The following is a 15,000-nucleotide window of genomic DNA, read 5'->3' on the forward strand; positions in this document are numbered from 1 at the left end:
GCGACACCGGCGCCGCGGCGGAACGAAGCGTTCAGTTCACCCGTCGGCCAGCCCCGTTCACCAGGCGGCCTCATCCCGTCCCTGACGTGAGGGACGTCACGCGAACCACTCCAGGTACATGCTTGACTAAGCATTGACTGACGGTACGGTTATTCGCGGCTCAACCACAGGGAAGCGAGCGGACCGGCCTGTCCGGCGACGGACGCCGGGCTCCGCGCTCTCTGCGGCGCCTGTTCATGCGGCGCCCCCTGAGCCCCCGCCCTGGTCATTTCCGCACGGACAGATGCATGATTGGGGGAGCTGTGCCCTCACCGCGCCTTCGCGAGGCGATAGCCGCACACGCCCGGCACCAGCCGGACCGGGCAGCCCTGGCCCACGGCGGCCAGCAGGTGACGTACCGTCAGTTAGACCGGCTGATCCAGGAGTTATCCGCCTCCCTGGACAGCCTCAGGCTCGACCGGCGGTATCCGCTGTGCGTCCCCGCCCACAAGACACCCGCGACGATCGCCCTGCTCATCAGTGCCTGGCAGGCCGGTTACGCGACACTGACACCCTCACCCGAACTGGGCCCCGCCGCCCGCACGGCACTCACCGCCCAGGCCCGGTGCTCCCAGGTGCTGACCACGGACAGCCAGGGGAACCTGCACGCCGTCCCCGTCCCGCGGGACGAGCAGGCCGCCCGCGGTTTCGACCCCGCGGACCCCGCCGTCACTCCCCTGCTGCTCACCACCTCCGGCTCCACGGGCACCCCCAAGATCGTCCCCGTCCCGGACGGCGCCTTCGACCGGTTCGCCGACTGGGCCACCGGGCACTTCGGACTCACCCGCCACGACACCCTGCTCAGCCACGCCCCCCTGAACTTCGACCTCTCCCTGCTCGACGTGTGGACCGCGCTGCGGCTGGGCGCCCGGAGCGTGCTCGTCGAACACGGACTGAGCACCGACGCCCGCCATCTGAGAGACCTGATCACCCGTCACCAGGTGACCTTCGTCCAGGGCGTGCCGATGCTGTACCGGCTGCTCACCGAGGACAGCGCCGCCAGCCCCGCCGTCCGCACCGTGCTCTTCACCGGGGAGACACTGCCGCCGGCGCTGCTGCGGCGGCTCGGCGCGGTCTTCCCCCGCGCCACGTTCCACAACGTCTTCGGCTGCACCGAGACCAACGACAGCTTCCTCTACGAGGCCGACCCCGGCCGGGCCGACGGGCCGGTCCCCATCGGCCGGCCGCTGCCCGGGGTCCGGGCTCTGCTGGTCGACGGCGAGGGCCGGGTGCTGGACGGTCCCGGCACGGGGGAACTCCTCGTCAGTACACCCTTCCAGACCTCCGGCTACCTGGAACGCGCCCGCAACGAAGGAGCCTTCGTGCCCGCCCCCGACGGCGGCGGGCAGGTCTTCTACCGCACCGGCGACCTCGTCACCCGGGACGCCGACGGCCTGTACCGGCTGCGGGGGCGCACCGACTTCCAGGTCAAGGTCCGCGGGGTGCGGACCAATGTGCAGGAGGTCGAGAGCGTCCTGGCGGCCCACCCCGACGTCGCCGAGGCCGCAGTGGTGGCGATACCCGACGCCGAGGCCGGACACCGGCTGCACGCCCAGGTGACCCGCCGGCCCGGCAGCTCGCTCACCTCCCTGCGCCTGCGCTCGCACAGCGCCGCGCACCTGCCCCGCCACGCCATCCCCTCCTCCGTGCACGTGAGCGACACCCCGCTGCCGCGCACCCCCACCGGGAAACCCGACCGAAGTTTCATCAGGGCATCACGACAGAAGGAGACAGCGGCATGACCGCCCTGGCAGACGAGATACGCGACTACATCGTCAGCGAGTTCCTGGACGGCGAGGACACCACGGACCTGACCGCCGACTTCGACCTGATCGGCAACGGAGTCGTCGACAGCCTGGGCGTGGTCCGGATCGTCTCTCATCTCTCCCGGACCTACGCGATCCCGGTCGACGACATCCCGCTGGCTCCGGACAACTTCCGCAGCATCGGAGCCATCACCGCGTTCGTCCAGAGCTCCGCCAAGACCGCCGCCTGACCCAGGCACACAGACCCAGCACCAGTCCCGCAGCAGACCGGAAGAGGCCTCCGGTCGGCCTGAGCCGCAGCGAGGACCTTCCGGCAGGGCCGGTAACACACGAGGAGACCGCCATGATCGTCCGCAGCACCAGCGAGATCGCCCCTGTCGAGTGGGGCAACGGCACCAGCCACCGCCTGCTCACCGAGGCAGACGGCATGGGCTTCACTGTGTGCGAGACCCTGGTCCGCAAGGGCACCACCAGCGCCCTGCAGTACCGCCGCCACCTCGAGGCCTGCTACTGCACGGGAGGCTCCGGCGAGATCGCCACCCTCTCCGGCGAGCGCTACAAGATCACCGAGGGAACCCTGTACGCGCTCGACGAGAACGACGCCCACTACCTCATAGCCTCCGACTACGAAGATCTCAGACTCGTGTCGGTGTTCAGCCCAGCCCTGCGCGGTGACGAGAAGCACACCCTGTCCGCCGACGGCTTCTCCCAGTACTGACTCCCCTCCTGCCCCGGGGGCCCTGTGCCGCTCGCGGCGGCGCCGGGCCCCCGGGCCCCGACCAGCCACGTACCGGAAAGGCCGCACCCTCATGACACCCACACCGCCCGCACCGCGGACCAGCACCCGGCCGGACCCCTACACCCTCACCGCCCCCTTCGCCGAGGAACTCAACCAGGACATCGAGGAATGGGACACCCGCGCGGCGTTCCCCTGGGACAAGTGGAAGACCCTCCAGCGCTGCGGACTGCTCACCGTCCCCTTCGAGACGCGGTACGGCGGCCGCGGCGGCACCCTGACCGACACGATGCGCGCCCTTGAGGGCCTCGGGTACACCTGCCGGGACTCGGGCCTGGGCTTCTGCGCCTCCACGCAGATCGTCAGCGTCGGCGTCCCCTTGCAGGCCTTCGGCTCCGAGCAGCTCAAGTCCCGCTTCCTGCCCGGGATCGTCTCCGGCGACCTGGTCACCGCCCACGCCATCACCGAGCCGGACCACGGCTCCGACGCCCTGAACATCTCCAGCACCGCCACCCGCGACGGCGGCGACTACGTCATCGACGGCGGCAAGATGTTCATCACCAACGCTCCCATCGCCGACCTCTTCCTGCTGTACGTGCGCACCGGCCCGCCCGGCCCCTTCGGTCTGAGCGTCTTCCTCGTGGAGCGCGACACCCCCGGTCTGCGGGTCGGGGACCCGCTCACCACGATGGGACTGCGTACCTCTCCGCTGAGCCAGGTGACCTTCGACGGTCTGCGCGTACCCGCCACCCGGCGCATCGGCCAGGAGGGCGCCGGCTTTCTGATCCTCGACCACGTGATGAAGCGTGAGGTCCTTCTCTCCTTCTCCCTCACTCTCGGCGAGATGGAGCACCGCCTGGAGCGAGTACTGGAGTACGCGAAGAGCCGGCGCCAGTTCGGCGAACCGATCGGCGCCTTCCAGAGCGTCGCGCACCGCATCGCGGACATGAAGATCTCGGTGGAGACCGCCCGCAAGTGGCTTGCCGACACCGGCGCCAAAGTGGAGGCGGGCCAGGACGCGGCCCTCGACGTCGCCGCGACCAAGACCGTGGTCAGCGAGGCGAACAAGCGCACCGCCCTTGACGCCGTCCAGATCTTCGGCGGCCAGGGCTATCTCGTCTCCACCGGCATCGAGCGGGACGTCCGCAACGCGATCGGCGGAACCATCTACTCCGGCACCAGTGAGATCCAGCGCAACCGCATCGCCTCCCTTCTTGGCCTCCAGGCCAAGAACTGACGGAAGGAGAAGACCGTCATGAAGACACCGACACCTGACGACGTTCACCGGCTCACCGCACCCACGAGCTTCCTCGACCACGACAGCGAAGCCGTCCAGTCCTTCATCGACGAGGTGGTAGACGACCGCGGCACCAGCAAGCGCCGGCTGGCCGTCGACCTGTACTACGCCGTCCGCGACGACGTCTTCTACGAGGTGTACGGAGCCGACCTGTCACCGCGCGGACTGCGGGCCAGCACCACCGCCACCACCCGCAAGGGCTTCTGCCTGCACAAGTCGGCCCTGTACGCCGCGGCCTGCCGCGCAGTGGGCATCCCCGCCCGCGTCCACTACGGCGACGTGCGCAACCACCTCGCCTCCGACCGGCTGCGCGCCCACATCGGCGGAGACGTCTTCTTCCACGGTTTCGCCTCTGTCCACCTCGACGGCCGTTGGGTCAAGGCCACCCCGGTCTTCAACAAGATCCTGTGCCGGCTGTACGGCATGAGGCCACTGGAGTTCGACGGCACCGCTGACAGCGTGCACCACCCCTTCGACGACCAAGGCCGCCAGAGCATGGAGTTCCTCGCCGACCACGGCGGCTTCGACGACGTGCCCTACCAGTTCGTGATGGACAGCATGCGCCGCAAGCACCCCGGCTTCCTGGACGCCTCCGGTACCGGCACCGTCCCGGGCGGCTCCCTGGCCGCCGAGGCAGCCGCCTGACCCGGCCCCCGCACACCACGGAGACCCCCACGAGGAGACACCGCGATGAACACCATCCGAGCCCGCAAGGACGGCTGGGAGGCGCAGGCCCGTATCGGCGTCGTCGTACCGCACGCGGACGTCGGCCCGGAGGCGGAGTTCCAGGCGATCGCTCCCGAAGAGGTGTCCGTGCACGGCTCACGCGTCCACTTCGGTGCCATGCGGGCCGGCGGCGAGATGGACCCGAAGATCCCGCACGACCCGGTCCGTGCCTTCGTCCAGCCGCCCCACATCGACGACGCGGTGGAACTGCTGGCCGCCTCCCCCCTCGACGCGATCGCACTCGGCTTCACCAGCTCCGCCTACGTTCTCAGAGCAAGCGGCGAGAAGTCACTCCTCGACCGGCTGGCGCGCCGTGCCCGCGGCATCCCGCTCACCTCCACCACCGTCGCCGCCGTCACGGGCCTCACCGCCCTGGGCGCCCGCAAGGTGGCCGTCGTCAACCCGCCGTGGTTCGACGACCAGCTCTCCCGGCTGGGCGCCGACTACTTCACCGAGCAGGGCTTCACGGTCGTCCACCACGGCCCGTGCGGCCTGCCCAGCGACCAGAAGCTCATCACCCCCCAGGCCCTGTCGGCGTGGATCCGCACCACCGTCGCCGGACACCGGCCCGACGCCGTCCTGGTCGCCGGGAACGGCATCCGCGCGGTCGGTGTCATCGACGCCCTGGAGCAGGACCTGCATCTCGCCGTCCTGACCGCCAACCAGGTGCTCTTCTGGCACGCCCTGCACCTGGCCGGCGCCAGCCGGACCGCCCGGAAGATCACCGGTTACGGACAGCTCTTCGACACCGAACCCGGGAGCGCCGCCTCATGACGATGCTGCCCGCCGAGGGCTATCTCGCCCTCTTCGGCACCCTGGAGGAAGGCACCCGCAGCCTCCCGCTGGTCTGCTGGCGAGACGACGGACGGACCGTCCACGGTCTGGTCCTGCACCGCGGGGCACTGCGCCGGGCCGAACACCTGCCGGGCTTCCGCCGCTACGCCCGCGCCAACGAGACCGCCCCCGCCCGTGAGGAATCCGCCCGCTACGCCGACGCGCTGTGCTGAGACAGCAAGGCCCCGTCCGAAGGAACGGACCCTGTCACGCGGCACCAGCCGACGGCTGACCGGCTGTGCCGTGTCCACGGGCGCGTCAGCCAAGACGGCGCGCCCGTCGCAGCCGGACGGCAGCCACCTCCCAGTACCCCGACAGCCCTGGCACGCACCGGCAGAGCCGCCTTGGACGGGGCCGCATGACTATCCTGGGAAAGGGACGGTCCTGCTCGCGGCGAGCGAGAAGGGAGCCGCGTGGTGACTGGGCGGACGGCCGGCCGGACGACGGCAGGCGACCACACGCTCCGCCAGGCGCGGGCCGCTGCGGCCCGGGAGGCGTGGGCCGATGCCTACCGCCTGCTGCGCGGCCTGGACGCCGGCCTCCTCACCCCCGACGACCACGCCGCCTTCGCCGATGCCGCATGGTGGACGAGCCGCGTCGAGGAGTCGGTCGTCCAGCGGACGCGGGCGTATGCGGGGTACGTGGCGGCGGGTGCCGCGCGGCGGGCGGGCCTCATGGCCTGGCTGCTGTTCTACGAGCACCAGCTCGCCGGACGCACGGCCGTGGCGGCCGGCTGGCTGCACCGGGCCCGAGGACACCTGCGCGGTGAACCGGAGTGCGTCGAGCAGTGCTATCTCGCCTGGGTCGACGCGGAGGAGGCCCAGCGGCGCGGCGCCTACGACGAGGCGATGGCCGCGGCCCGCCGCATGGCCGCCGTCGCCCGGCGCTGCGGCAGCCCGGACCTGCACACCATGAGCGTCCAGGCCGAGGCCGCCGTACTGGTGGCCCGGGGCCGGGTCGCCGACGGCCTCGCCCTGCTGGACGACGCGATGTGCTCGGCCACCGCGGGCGAACTCAGCTCCTTCTTCACCGGCTGGATCTACTGTCTGGGCCTGCAACAGTGCATGGCCTGCGCCGACCTCGAACGGGCCGCGCAGTGGACGGACGCGGCCATGCACTGGTGCGCCGCCATGCCGGCGGAGAACAACTTCCGGGGACTGTGCCGGGTGCACCGCGTGCAGGTCCTGGAACTGCGCGGCGACTGGCCCCGGGCCGTGTCCGAGGCCGTGCGGACCTGCGAGGAACTGCTGCCCTACGAGCGGCGGGCGGCCGCCGAGGCGGTCTACCTGACCGGCGAGATCCAGCGGCGGCGCGGCGACCTGGCCGCCGCCGAGGAGTCCTACGGCCAGAGCCACCGCCTCGGCCTCGATCCGCAGCCCGGACTGGCCCTGCTGCGGCTGGCCCAGGGCAGGCCGGAGGCCGGTGCCGCGGCGCTGCGGCGGGCCCTGGCCGGTGCCACGGACCGGCTCGGGCGGTGCCGGCTGTGCGCGGCCCAGGTGGAGGTCTGCCTGGCACTGGGCCGGCTCGACGAGGCCCGCGCGGCGGCCGCGGAACTGGAGTCCCTGGCCCGGCAGTGGCAGCGGCTGCGCGGCTCGCACACCACCGTGCTGCACGCCGGTGCGGCGGCAGCGGGCGGCGCGGTGGCGCTGGCGGAAGGTGACCTCCCGCGCGCGCTGGACCTGCTGCACCGGGCGCTGGCGCTCTGGCTGGAGCTGGCGGTGCCCTACGAGGCGGCCCAGGTGCGCATGACGCTGGCGGCCGCCGACCGTGCCGCGGGCGACGAGGAGGGGGCGCGGATGGAGCTGCGGGCCGCCCGGCAGACCTTCGGGCAACTGGGCGCCGTACCGGACACGCGCCGGGCGGCGGCCCTGCTCGCCGATGCGCGCCAGGCGCGGCCGGGCGGGCTCACCACGCGGGAGATCCAGGTGCTGCGGCTGGTCGCGGCGGGCCGCACCAACAAGGCGATCGCCGCGGAACTGGTGATCAGCGAGCACACCGTGGCCCGGCACCTCAACAACATCTTCGCCAAGCTCGGGGTGTCCTCCCGGGCCGCCGCCACGGCCTACGCCTGCACACACGCCCTGACCTGAGGCGCATGGGCCGTTTTGCCCATGCCCGGCCCACCGCACATGGGCACTTCGGGCGATGAGCGCACCCCGGCCGGCGGCGTAGACCTGGAGTCGTACCCCCTGCCGCGGTGCGGGAAAGAAAAGGCGGTGGCGGCCATGACCACCTACACACCGACCCTCGACCACCAACTGCTTCAGCGGCTGCGCGGTGCCGTACGGGGCGACATCGTCGAGCCCGGGGACGCGGACTACGACCAGGCGCGCCGGGTCTACAACGCCATGCACGACAAACGGCCCGCGCTCGTCGTCAGGGCCGCCGATGTCGGCGACGTCGTCGCCACGGTGGGCTTCGCCCGCGACCAGGGCCTGCCGCTCGCGGTGCGCGGCGGCAGCCACAGCGTGCCCGGCTACGGGACCTGCGAGGGAGGCGTCGTCCTGGACCTCGTGACGATGCGCGGCATCCGCGTCGATCCCGGGGCCCGCAGGGCACGGGTGGAGGGCGGCTGCACCTGGGCGGACGTCAACCACGCCGCGCACGCCTTCGGGCTGGCCACCACCGGCGGCATCGTGTCCACGACCGGTGTGGGCGGGCTGACGACGGGCGGCGGCATGGGACATCTGGCCCGGCGCTGCGGTCTGGCCTGCGACAACCTGGCCTCCGTGGACCTCGTGACCGCCGACGGCTCCTTCCTGACCTGCACCCAGGAACACCACAGCGACCTGTTGTGGGCGGTGCGCGGCGGGGGCGGGAACTTCGGCGTCGTCACCTCCTTCGAGTACCGGCTGCACCCGGTGGCCACCATCCTGGGCGGGCCCACGTTCTACCCGCTGGACGGCGACGTGATCCGCCGGTACCGGGAGCTGGTCACCGAGGCCGACGAGCGGCTCGGCGCGGTGTTCGTCGTCGGGCTGGGACCGCCGGTGCCGTTCCTGCCCGAGCGCTGGCACGGACGGCCGCTGTGCGGTGTGGTCGCCTGCTGGACGGGCCAGGAGGACGAGGACGACCGGATCCGGGACCGGCTGGCCGCCCTCGGGCCGGTGATCGGGCGGCACCTGGAGCGCATGCCGTACCCGGTGATCAACACCCTCTTCGACGACCTCGTGCCCGCCGGTCTCTTCCACTACTGGAAGGGCTCCTTCACCCAGGGCCTCCCCGACGGCGCCATCGACGCGTTCGTCGAGTACGGCACCACGACCCCCTCCATCCAGAGCGTGACGGTCGTCTTCCCCGTCGACGGCGCCTGCCACCGGGTCGGCGCCCGGGACACGGCGTTCTCCTACCGGGACGCCGACTTCTCGATCGCGCTCAGCCCGACCCTGACCACCCGGGCGGACTGTGAGACGGCCAAGGACTGGGTCCGCGCCTTCCACCGGGCGCTCGCACCGCACTCCATGGAAGGCGGCTACGTCAACTTCATGGACGGCGACGACCAGGACCGCGTACGGGCCAACTACCGGGACAACTACACCCGTCTGCGAGCCCTGAAGCAGCGCTACGACCCCGGCAACCTGTTCCGCCTCAACCACAACATCGCCCCCTGAGGAAGCGCGCGCGGGCTCCCCGGCGGCGCGGGGTCAGGGGGTGCGGGCGTCATGGTCCTCGCGGTGGGCGAGGACCTCGTCCATGTGGGTCTGGGCCCAGCTCCTGAGTCCGCGTGTCATGTGGTGCAGGGAGAGACCGAGGCCGGTCAGCTCGTAGGAGACGGTGACGGGCACGGTCGGCGTCACGGTACGGGTGAGCAGGCCGTCGCGTTCCAGCGACCGCAGCGTCTGGGTGAGCATCTTCTGGCTGACCCCGGCCAGGAGCCGGGAGATCTCCGAGTAACGCATCGCCGCGGGCGTGTTTGTGGATGCCGCGCCGGGCCGGCCGGGGCCGTGGTCGCCGCCCAGCGCGCACAGGACCAGGACGACCCACTTGTCCGAGATCCGGTCGAGCAGCTGTCTGCTGGGGCACTCGGCCAGGAACGCGTTGTACTCCGCCTTGGCCCGCGCCCTCTTCTGGGCCGCTGTCCTCGTCGTCAAGGGTCACACCTCTCACCGGTAGGCGGGTAACGCACTCGAAGGTGCCTGCTTCCCGCTGGGGAGCTTCTCTCCCATGCTGGTGCAGGGAGGCCACCGGGCGCCACTCCTCCCCCCCTCCCTCGAGTTCACGACGAAAGGCACCGCATGAGCACCCCCTCCCCCACTCTTCCCGGCGGCACCTGGACCCTGGGCGACCTGACCGTCACCCGGTTCGGCTACGGCGCCATGCAACTGGCCGGTCCCTGGGTCATGGGGCCGCCCGCCGACCGCGACGGCGCGCTGGCCGTGCTGCGCGAAGCGGTGCACCTCGGGATCACCCACATCGACACCAGCGACGCCTACGGGCCGCGCGTCACCAACGAGTTGATCCGCGAGGCACTGCACCCCTACCCCGCCTCGCTGCACATCGTGACCAAGGTGGGCGCCACCCGCGACGAGCAGGGCGGCTGGCCCGTGGCCCGGCGGCCCGAGGAGCTGCGCCGCCAGGTCCAGGACAACCTCACCTCGCTGCGGCTCGACGTACTCGACCTGGTCAACCTCCGCCTCGGCGACGCCGAAGGCCCCCGGCCCGGCTCACTCGCCGAGGCGTTCGGGACGCTCGCCGAACTCCGGCGGCAGGGCCTGATCCGCCACCTCGGCCTCAGCAACGCCACCGAGGAGCAGGTCACCGAGGCACGCGGCATCGCCCCGGTCGTGTGCGTGCAGAACATGTACAACCTCGCCCACCGCCACGACGACAAGCTCATCGACCGGCTCGCCGCCGACGGCATCGCGTACGTGCCCTTCTTCCCGCTCGGCGGCTTCACCCCGCTGCAGTCCTCGGTGCTGTCGGCGGTCGCCGCCCGGCGGGAGACGACCCCGATGTCCGTCGCGCTGGCCTGGCTGCTGCAACGCTCCCCCAACATCCTGCTCATCCCCGGCACGTCGTCGACGGCGCACCTGCGCGAGAACATCGCCGGGGCCCAACTCGACCTGTCGACCGAGGACTTGGCCGAGCTGGACGGCATCGGCCGCTGAAACGACGGGCGCCGGGACGTCAGCGGACCAGGAGCAGCGCGAGCACCACGAGGGCCAGCACCGCCACGGCGACGGCCGCGGCCCTCCCCTTCGCCGCCCGCGTCAGCCGTCCGACGACCCGGAGGCGTCCGCCAGGGCCGGGGAAGACGTAGAACTCCCGGCGGTGGGGGCCGGTGAGTTCGCCCCTGGCGACGGTGATCCGCCGCAGGTCGACCCAGTACGCCCGCTCCCTCTCGTGTGCCCGCAGTTTCGCCGGGCGGCGCAGCACGGGTTCCACGGCCGCCCGCATCTGCGGGGACAGGTCGTCCGGCAGCGGCTCCCCGCCGGCCAGGAGGGTCACCTGCCAGTCGCCGGTGTCCAGTTCGGAGCGCACCGCCCGGGGGCGCTGCTGCGGCGCGGGAAGCGGATCGGAGTCGAGTCTCCAGGTGATCAGGCCGCCGGTCCACGTCGTCAGCGACCCCTGGCCCGCGCAGGTGCCGCACGCCGTGGTGCCGCGTTCCCCGCAGTCCTTGCAGGGGGCGCGCCCCGTCGCCTTGCAGGAGGAGCACCTGGTCCTGCCCCAGCCCCGGCAGCGGGGGCAGGCACTCTCGGCCGTCCCGCACCCCTCGCAGGTGACGCGGGGCGCCTGCGGTGTGGCCGGGCCGGGTTTCGGGGGCCGCGGTGGCGGGCCGGGCGGCTTGCCCCCGTGTCTGAGGTACTGCGTGCAGGCACGGACGCCCTCGCACGCGGAGCAGACCTCGGCGGGTTCGCAGGCCCGGTGTCCCTTGCCCTCGCAGCGGGCGCACTGCCGTCTGCCGTTGTCGCAGCCGCACGCTGCGCGGTGCACGGTCCCACGCCTGACCAGCTCGACCGACTTGGTGACCGGCACTTTGGGGGCGGCGAGGGGATAGCCGTTGATGTCGTCGTAGACGGGCCGGTCCGCGAGGTCCACGTCTCCGGGGGCGTGCCGGATGCCCTCGGTCCGGGACTCGATGCAGCGGATGACCTCCCCTTCGAGCAGGTGCCAGCGGCTGAGGGTGACGTCCTCGGGACGCAGCCCCTGTTTTCCGGTCCGGCCGTGACGCCCGAGATACGCGCTGATCTCCCCGCGTATCCGCTCGTCCGAGAATTCGCCTGCCACAGCGGCACCGCTCCCCCCGGGTCGTGTTCCCGCTCCACACGGCGGGGAGCGGGCGGTGCGGAACGGCCTCAGTGTGGCCGCACCGGGGGCTGCGCGAAAGGGCGCACGCCCCGGGGCGCGGGGGGGTGCCGGTCAGGGCCGGTGGGCACGGTGGGGCCCGGCCCAGCCGGTGAGGGCGACGACCTGCCGTGCGATGTCGACGACGAGCCGTCCGTCCGTCGCCACGCGTACGGCCTGCGCGGGGGCACGCTCGTCCAGGAGCCGCGCCTTGCGGATACTTCCCGCGAGTTCCCGCTCCAGTTCCGAGCCGCGTTCTCGTCCCGTCAGACGCTCGCGGGCGGTGGCGTCGGAGGCGGTGAGCAGGACCCGTACGATCCTCACCCCGGGCCCCATCGCCCGCTCGAACATGCCCGTCGCCTCGGGCAGCACGCTCAGGGTGTTCGTGTAGACCAGGCGCCGGTAGCCGCGCCGGGCGAAGTTCGCCCACACGGCGGTCAGGTTGCACTCGGTGATCTGCACGCGGTCGGGGTCGTTCTCGGGGGCCGGGTGGACGTGCCCCATGAAGTCACCGTCGATGACCGCGTGCGCGACCGCCTCGGAGCGCAGGATCGCGGAGACCTCCCAGCCCACCGTCGTCTTGCCGACGCCGGCGCGTCCTGCGATGAGCAGTACCTGCGGGTGCTCCATACCGTGCAGCGTGCCAGCGGGCGGGCGTCCGGCGCGAGCCGGTTTCGTTGGGGCCGGGGCCGTCCGGTCGCAGTTCGTGGCGTGCCGGGGCCGTGGGTTTCCCGGTGCGGGTCGGATGTGCTGGTGGTACGCCGCTGGTGGCCGGCTGCCCGGCGGGCCGGCGAGGCCCCGGTGAAGACACCGAGGAGACCGGACACCGTGGTGCCGGGTGGGGGGAGGGCGGTTTCGTTTTCTGGACGGGGGCGGGGAGGAGGTCTTCGTTTCCGGAGCCACTGCGGGTTGCGGGCGGGGGCATTGTGAGGTGATGGGATACGGCCTCTCAACTGCGAAGACCACGTGTATGCCAGAGCAGAGCAACCGGATCGGCGAGGTCGCCGCCCTCGAGGAGGAGATCGCGCAGCTGCGGCGCGCCGTCGTTTCGCCCGCTGTCATCGACCAGGCGATCGGTGTCGTGGTCGCCTACGGCGGTGTGCGTCCCGACACCGGCTGGGACGTTCTCAGGGAGATCTCCCAGCACACGAACACCAAGCTGCGCGAAGTGGCTGAGCATCTCGTGCAGTGGCCGCACTGCCAGTGGCTGCCGCCCGGGATACGCCGGTGCCTGGATGCCGCGCTGGAGCGCCGCACGCCCTCTCCCGGCCGGGAAGGAGAGGGCGTGGAGGGGAGATAGGCGGCCGGTGGGGGCCTCAGCTGTGCAGGGTGTGGGAGGGGCTGGTGCCGTAGGCGTCGCGGTAGAGCGCGGCGAAGCGGCCGGGGTGGGCGAAGCCCCAGCGGGCGGCGATGTCGGCGACGGTGGCGCCGCCGAGCGGGTCGGCGGCCTGGAGGTCGCGGTGGGCGTGGGCGAGGCGGGTGCGGCGCAGGTAGGCCAGCGGGGTGGTCCCCAGGTGGCGGCGGAAGGCGTACTGCAGGGCGCGGACGGTGACATGGGCCGCGGCGGCGATCTCGGCGACGGTCAGGGGCTGGTCGGCGTGGTCGTCGATGTGGGCGACTGGCGCGGCGCACGGTGGCGGGGCGGGCGTCGGTGCGGTCCTGGGCGCGGGGGTCGGTGGCGGCGGTGTGCGGGAAGGCGGCCAGCACGCTGGCGGCCAGGAGCTGGCTGCTGGCCGAGGCGACCAGGGGCTGCTGGTAGACGGCCGGGTCGCTGAGCACGTGGTCGCGCAGGTGGATGATGGTGTGCTTCAGGTGGCGGGCGGCGGCCGGGGAGTGCGGGCGGTGCCCGGTCAGCCGTACCGGTTCGGCCTGCGGTCCGGCGTCGGTGGCGGCCACCTGGTCCAGCAGGCCGGGGTCCAGCATGGTGATGTTGTAGCGGGCCGCGTGGACGCGGCCGGCGTAGGAGAGTTCGGGCGGGGCGAACATCACCATGTCGCCGGGGCCGAAGGCGTCCCGGACGCCGTGGAAGACGTGGTCCTGGATGGTTCCCTCGTGGACCATGCACAGGCAGATCTTCCCCAGCGGTGTCACCGCGTAGCTCATGTCGAAGTCGAGGTCGATCTCGTCGACGCTGACGGACGCCATGTCGTCGCGGCGGATGCGGGCCCTGCTGGCCTCGGGGGTGCTGCTGCCGATCCGCATCCGCGCGTAGGCGCGGCTGAGGAAGTCCTCCGTGACGTTGAGGTCGTCGCTGTCGAACAGCAGCGTGCCCATTACCGCATCACCTCTGGCAGAACGGACGACGGCACCCCTTGTGGGGTGCCGTTCCTCGTCTGCCCTGGGTGCGGGGAGACATGCGTGCGGCCGGGACTACCGGTAGCGGATGTGCAGGTGGTTGTCGTGGTTGGGGTAGCTGGTGGTGAGGCCTTCGGCGATCAGCTGGGGGTCGTTGAAGAAGATCAGGTCGATGTGGCCGGGGGCCTTGGCGCGGATCTCCTGGACGAGGCGGCGGGTGGCGGCGCGGTCGTAGGCGGTGGACTGCCAGGTGATGCGGGCGGCGGTGCACTGGGCGGAGTCGGTGCGGATGGGCCATACGTCGATGTCCATGCCGGTCTCGTGGCTGGCGTGGCCGGGGATGTCGCCGCCGTGTTCGAAGCCGGCGTCGCCGACGGGGAGGCGGCCGTTGCCGGTGGTGGCGAAGGCGGTGGCGGCGGCTTCGAGCTGGCCGACGGCGCCCGCTGTCGCCCAGTGGGCGTTCGCGTTGCCGTCGGGGCTCTGCGCGCACATGGTGCCCGCGCCGAAGTTGATGTTCTCGTAGTGCCAGAGCAGGTTCTTCCAGGTGGTCGGTCCGGCGACGCCGTCGACGCCGATCCCGGCGTGGGACTGGAAGGTGCGCACCGCGGTGTGGGTGGCGGGGCCGAAGGCGCCGTCCACCGTGAGGCCGGCTGAGCGTTTGGCGTTGAGGAGGGCTTGGAGGGCCTTCACGGCGGGGCCGTTGTCGCCCTGGCGGACGGTGACGGCGAGCGCGCTCCAGGTGGCGGGGCCGACGATGCCGTCCGCGGTCAGGCCCTTGGACTGCTGGAAGCTGACGGTGGCGCTGCGGGTGCCGGTGCCGAAGACGCCGTCCACGGTCACCGTCCGGCCGTGCGCGGCCAGCAGGTGTTGCAGGGCGACGACGTCGGTGCCCCGGTTGCCGCTGCTGGTGAGGGGGAAGGCGGCCTGCGGGAAGGCGTGCGCGGGCAGGCCCGCGGCAAGGAGCAGGCCGGTCAGGGCGGTGAACAGGGTGATGAGGCGGGCGAGTTGTCTCATGGCGGTCG

16 protein-coding genes are annotated in these 15,000 nt (G+C 72.2%); 11 read left to right on the plus strand and 5 right to left on the minus strand.

Going from position 1 to position 15,000, the window contains the following annotated elements; all coding sequences use genetic code 11:
• The first annotated feature begins 302 nt into the window (after nt 1–302).
• The 9 genes from KBY47_RS15475 (at nt 303) to KBY47_RS15515 (ending at nt 9,009) form a co-directional block, all read left to right on the plus strand.
• The gene (locus tag KBY47_RS15475; RefSeq protein WP_308405169.1) at nt 303–1,781 is read left to right on the plus strand and encodes an AMP-binding protein; all 1,479 of its coding nucleotides are present in this window, start codon (nt 303–305) and stop codon (nt 1,779–1,781) included.
• On the plus strand, nt 1,778–2,035 hold the full coding sequence (locus tag KBY47_RS15480) for an acyl carrier protein (protein ID WP_210921675.1): 258 nt from the start codon (nt 1,778–1,780) through the stop codon (nt 2,033–2,035). Before KBY47_RS15475 ends, KBY47_RS15480 begins: the two co-directional genes overlap by 4 nt.
• Before the next feature lie 113 nt (nt 2,036–2,148).
• Nucleotides 2,149–2,523: an ectoine synthase gene (locus KBY47_RS15485; protein WP_210921676.1), complete on the plus strand. Its 375-nt coding sequence runs from the start codon at nt 2,149–2,151 to the stop codon at nt 2,521–2,523.
• Between the two features lie 91 nt (nt 2,524–2,614).
• A complete protein-coding gene (locus KBY47_RS15490) occupies nt 2,615–3,778 on the plus strand; it encodes an acyl-CoA dehydrogenase family protein (protein WP_210921677.1) in 1,164 nt (387 codons plus the stop codon).
• A gap of 18 nt (nt 3,779–3,796) precedes the next feature.
• A complete protein-coding gene (locus KBY47_RS15495; RefSeq protein WP_210921678.1) occupies nt 3,797–4,483 on the plus strand; it encodes a transglutaminase family protein in 687 nt (228 codons plus the stop codon).
• Nucleotides 4,484–4,528: 45 nt separating this feature from the next.
• The gene (locus KBY47_RS15500; protein ID WP_210921679.1) at nt 4,529–5,338 is read left to right on the plus strand and encodes a maleate cis-trans isomerase; all 810 of its coding nucleotides are present in this window, start codon (nt 4,529–4,531) and stop codon (nt 5,336–5,338) included.
• Nucleotides 5,335–5,571 (plus strand): DUF6253 family protein, encoded by a 237-nt coding sequence (locus KBY47_RS15505; RefSeq protein WP_210921680.1) that lies wholly within the window; start codon nt 5,335–5,337, stop codon nt 5,569–5,571. The genes KBY47_RS15500 and KBY47_RS15505 overlap by 4 nt, the downstream gene beginning before the upstream one ends.
• Before the next feature lie 243 nt (nt 5,572–5,814).
• Complete coding sequence (locus KBY47_RS37055) at nt 5,815–7,488, plus strand: helix-turn-helix transcriptional regulator (RefSeq protein WP_210921681.1); 1,674 nt, start codon at nt 5,815–5,817, stop codon at nt 7,486–7,488.
• Between the two features lie 135 nt (nt 7,489–7,623).
• On the plus strand, nt 7,624–9,009 hold the full coding sequence (locus tag KBY47_RS15515) for an FAD-binding oxidoreductase (protein WP_210921682.1): 1,386 nt from the start codon (nt 7,624–7,626) through the stop codon (nt 9,007–9,009).
• Nucleotides 9,010–9,042: 33 nt separating this feature from the next.
• Here the strand turns inward: KBY47_RS15515 and KBY47_RS15520 are convergent, their stop codons facing one another.
• The gene (locus KBY47_RS15520; RefSeq protein ID WP_210921683.1) at nt 9,043–9,489 is read right to left on the minus strand and encodes a helix-turn-helix domain-containing protein; all 447 of its coding nucleotides are present in this window, start codon (nt 9,487–9,489) and stop codon (nt 9,043–9,045) included.
• A gap of 144 nt (nt 9,490–9,633) precedes the next feature.
• On the opposite strand from KBY47_RS15520, the gene KBY47_RS15525 reads away from it, so the two are divergent.
• Nucleotides 9,634–10,506 (plus strand): aldo/keto reductase family oxidoreductase, encoded by an 873-nt coding sequence (locus KBY47_RS15525; protein ID WP_210921684.1) that lies wholly within the window; start codon nt 9,634–9,636, stop codon nt 10,504–10,506.
• Between the two features lie 19 nt (nt 10,507–10,525).
• On the opposite strand, the gene KBY47_RS15530 is transcribed toward KBY47_RS15525, so the two are convergent.
• On the minus strand, nt 10,526–11,626 hold the full coding sequence (locus tag KBY47_RS15530; RefSeq protein WP_210921685.1) for a hypothetical protein: 1,101 nt from the start codon (nt 11,624–11,626) through the stop codon (nt 10,526–10,528).
• A gap of 132 nt (nt 11,627–11,758) precedes the next feature.
• Nucleotides 11,759–12,313, minus strand: a complete 555-nt coding sequence (locus tag KBY47_RS15535) for an AAA family ATPase (protein ID WP_210921686.1) — start codon at nt 12,311–12,313, stop codon at nt 11,759–11,761.
• Between the two features lie 340 nt (nt 12,314–12,653).
• Here KBY47_RS15535 and KBY47_RS15540 point away from each other — a divergent pair, with 340 nt between their 5' ends.
• A complete protein-coding gene (locus KBY47_RS15540; protein WP_210921687.1) occupies nt 12,654–12,983 on the plus strand; it encodes an ANTAR domain-containing protein in 330 nt (109 codons plus the stop codon).
• Nucleotides 12,984–12,999: 16 nt separating this feature from the next.
• Here the strand turns inward: KBY47_RS15540 and KBY47_RS37220 are convergent, their stop codons facing one another.
• Nucleotides 13,000–13,293, minus strand: coding sequence for a helix-turn-helix transcriptional regulator (locus KBY47_RS37220; protein ID WP_308405175.1), 294 nt, complete (start codon nt 13,291–13,293; stop codon nt 13,000–13,002).
• Nucleotides 13,294–14,053: 760 nt separating this feature from the next.
• Nucleotides 14,054–14,992 (minus strand): penicillin-insensitive murein endopeptidase, encoded by a 939-nt coding sequence (locus KBY47_RS15550; protein WP_210921688.1) that lies wholly within the window; start codon nt 14,990–14,992, stop codon nt 14,054–14,056.
• Nucleotides 14,993–15,000: the final 8 nt, after the last annotated feature.

The sequence above is a fragment of the Streptomyces sp. B93 genome, from assembly GCF_018070565.1.
Taxonomy (GTDB): domain Bacteria; phylum Actinomycetota; class Actinomycetes; order Streptomycetales; family Streptomycetaceae; genus Streptomyces.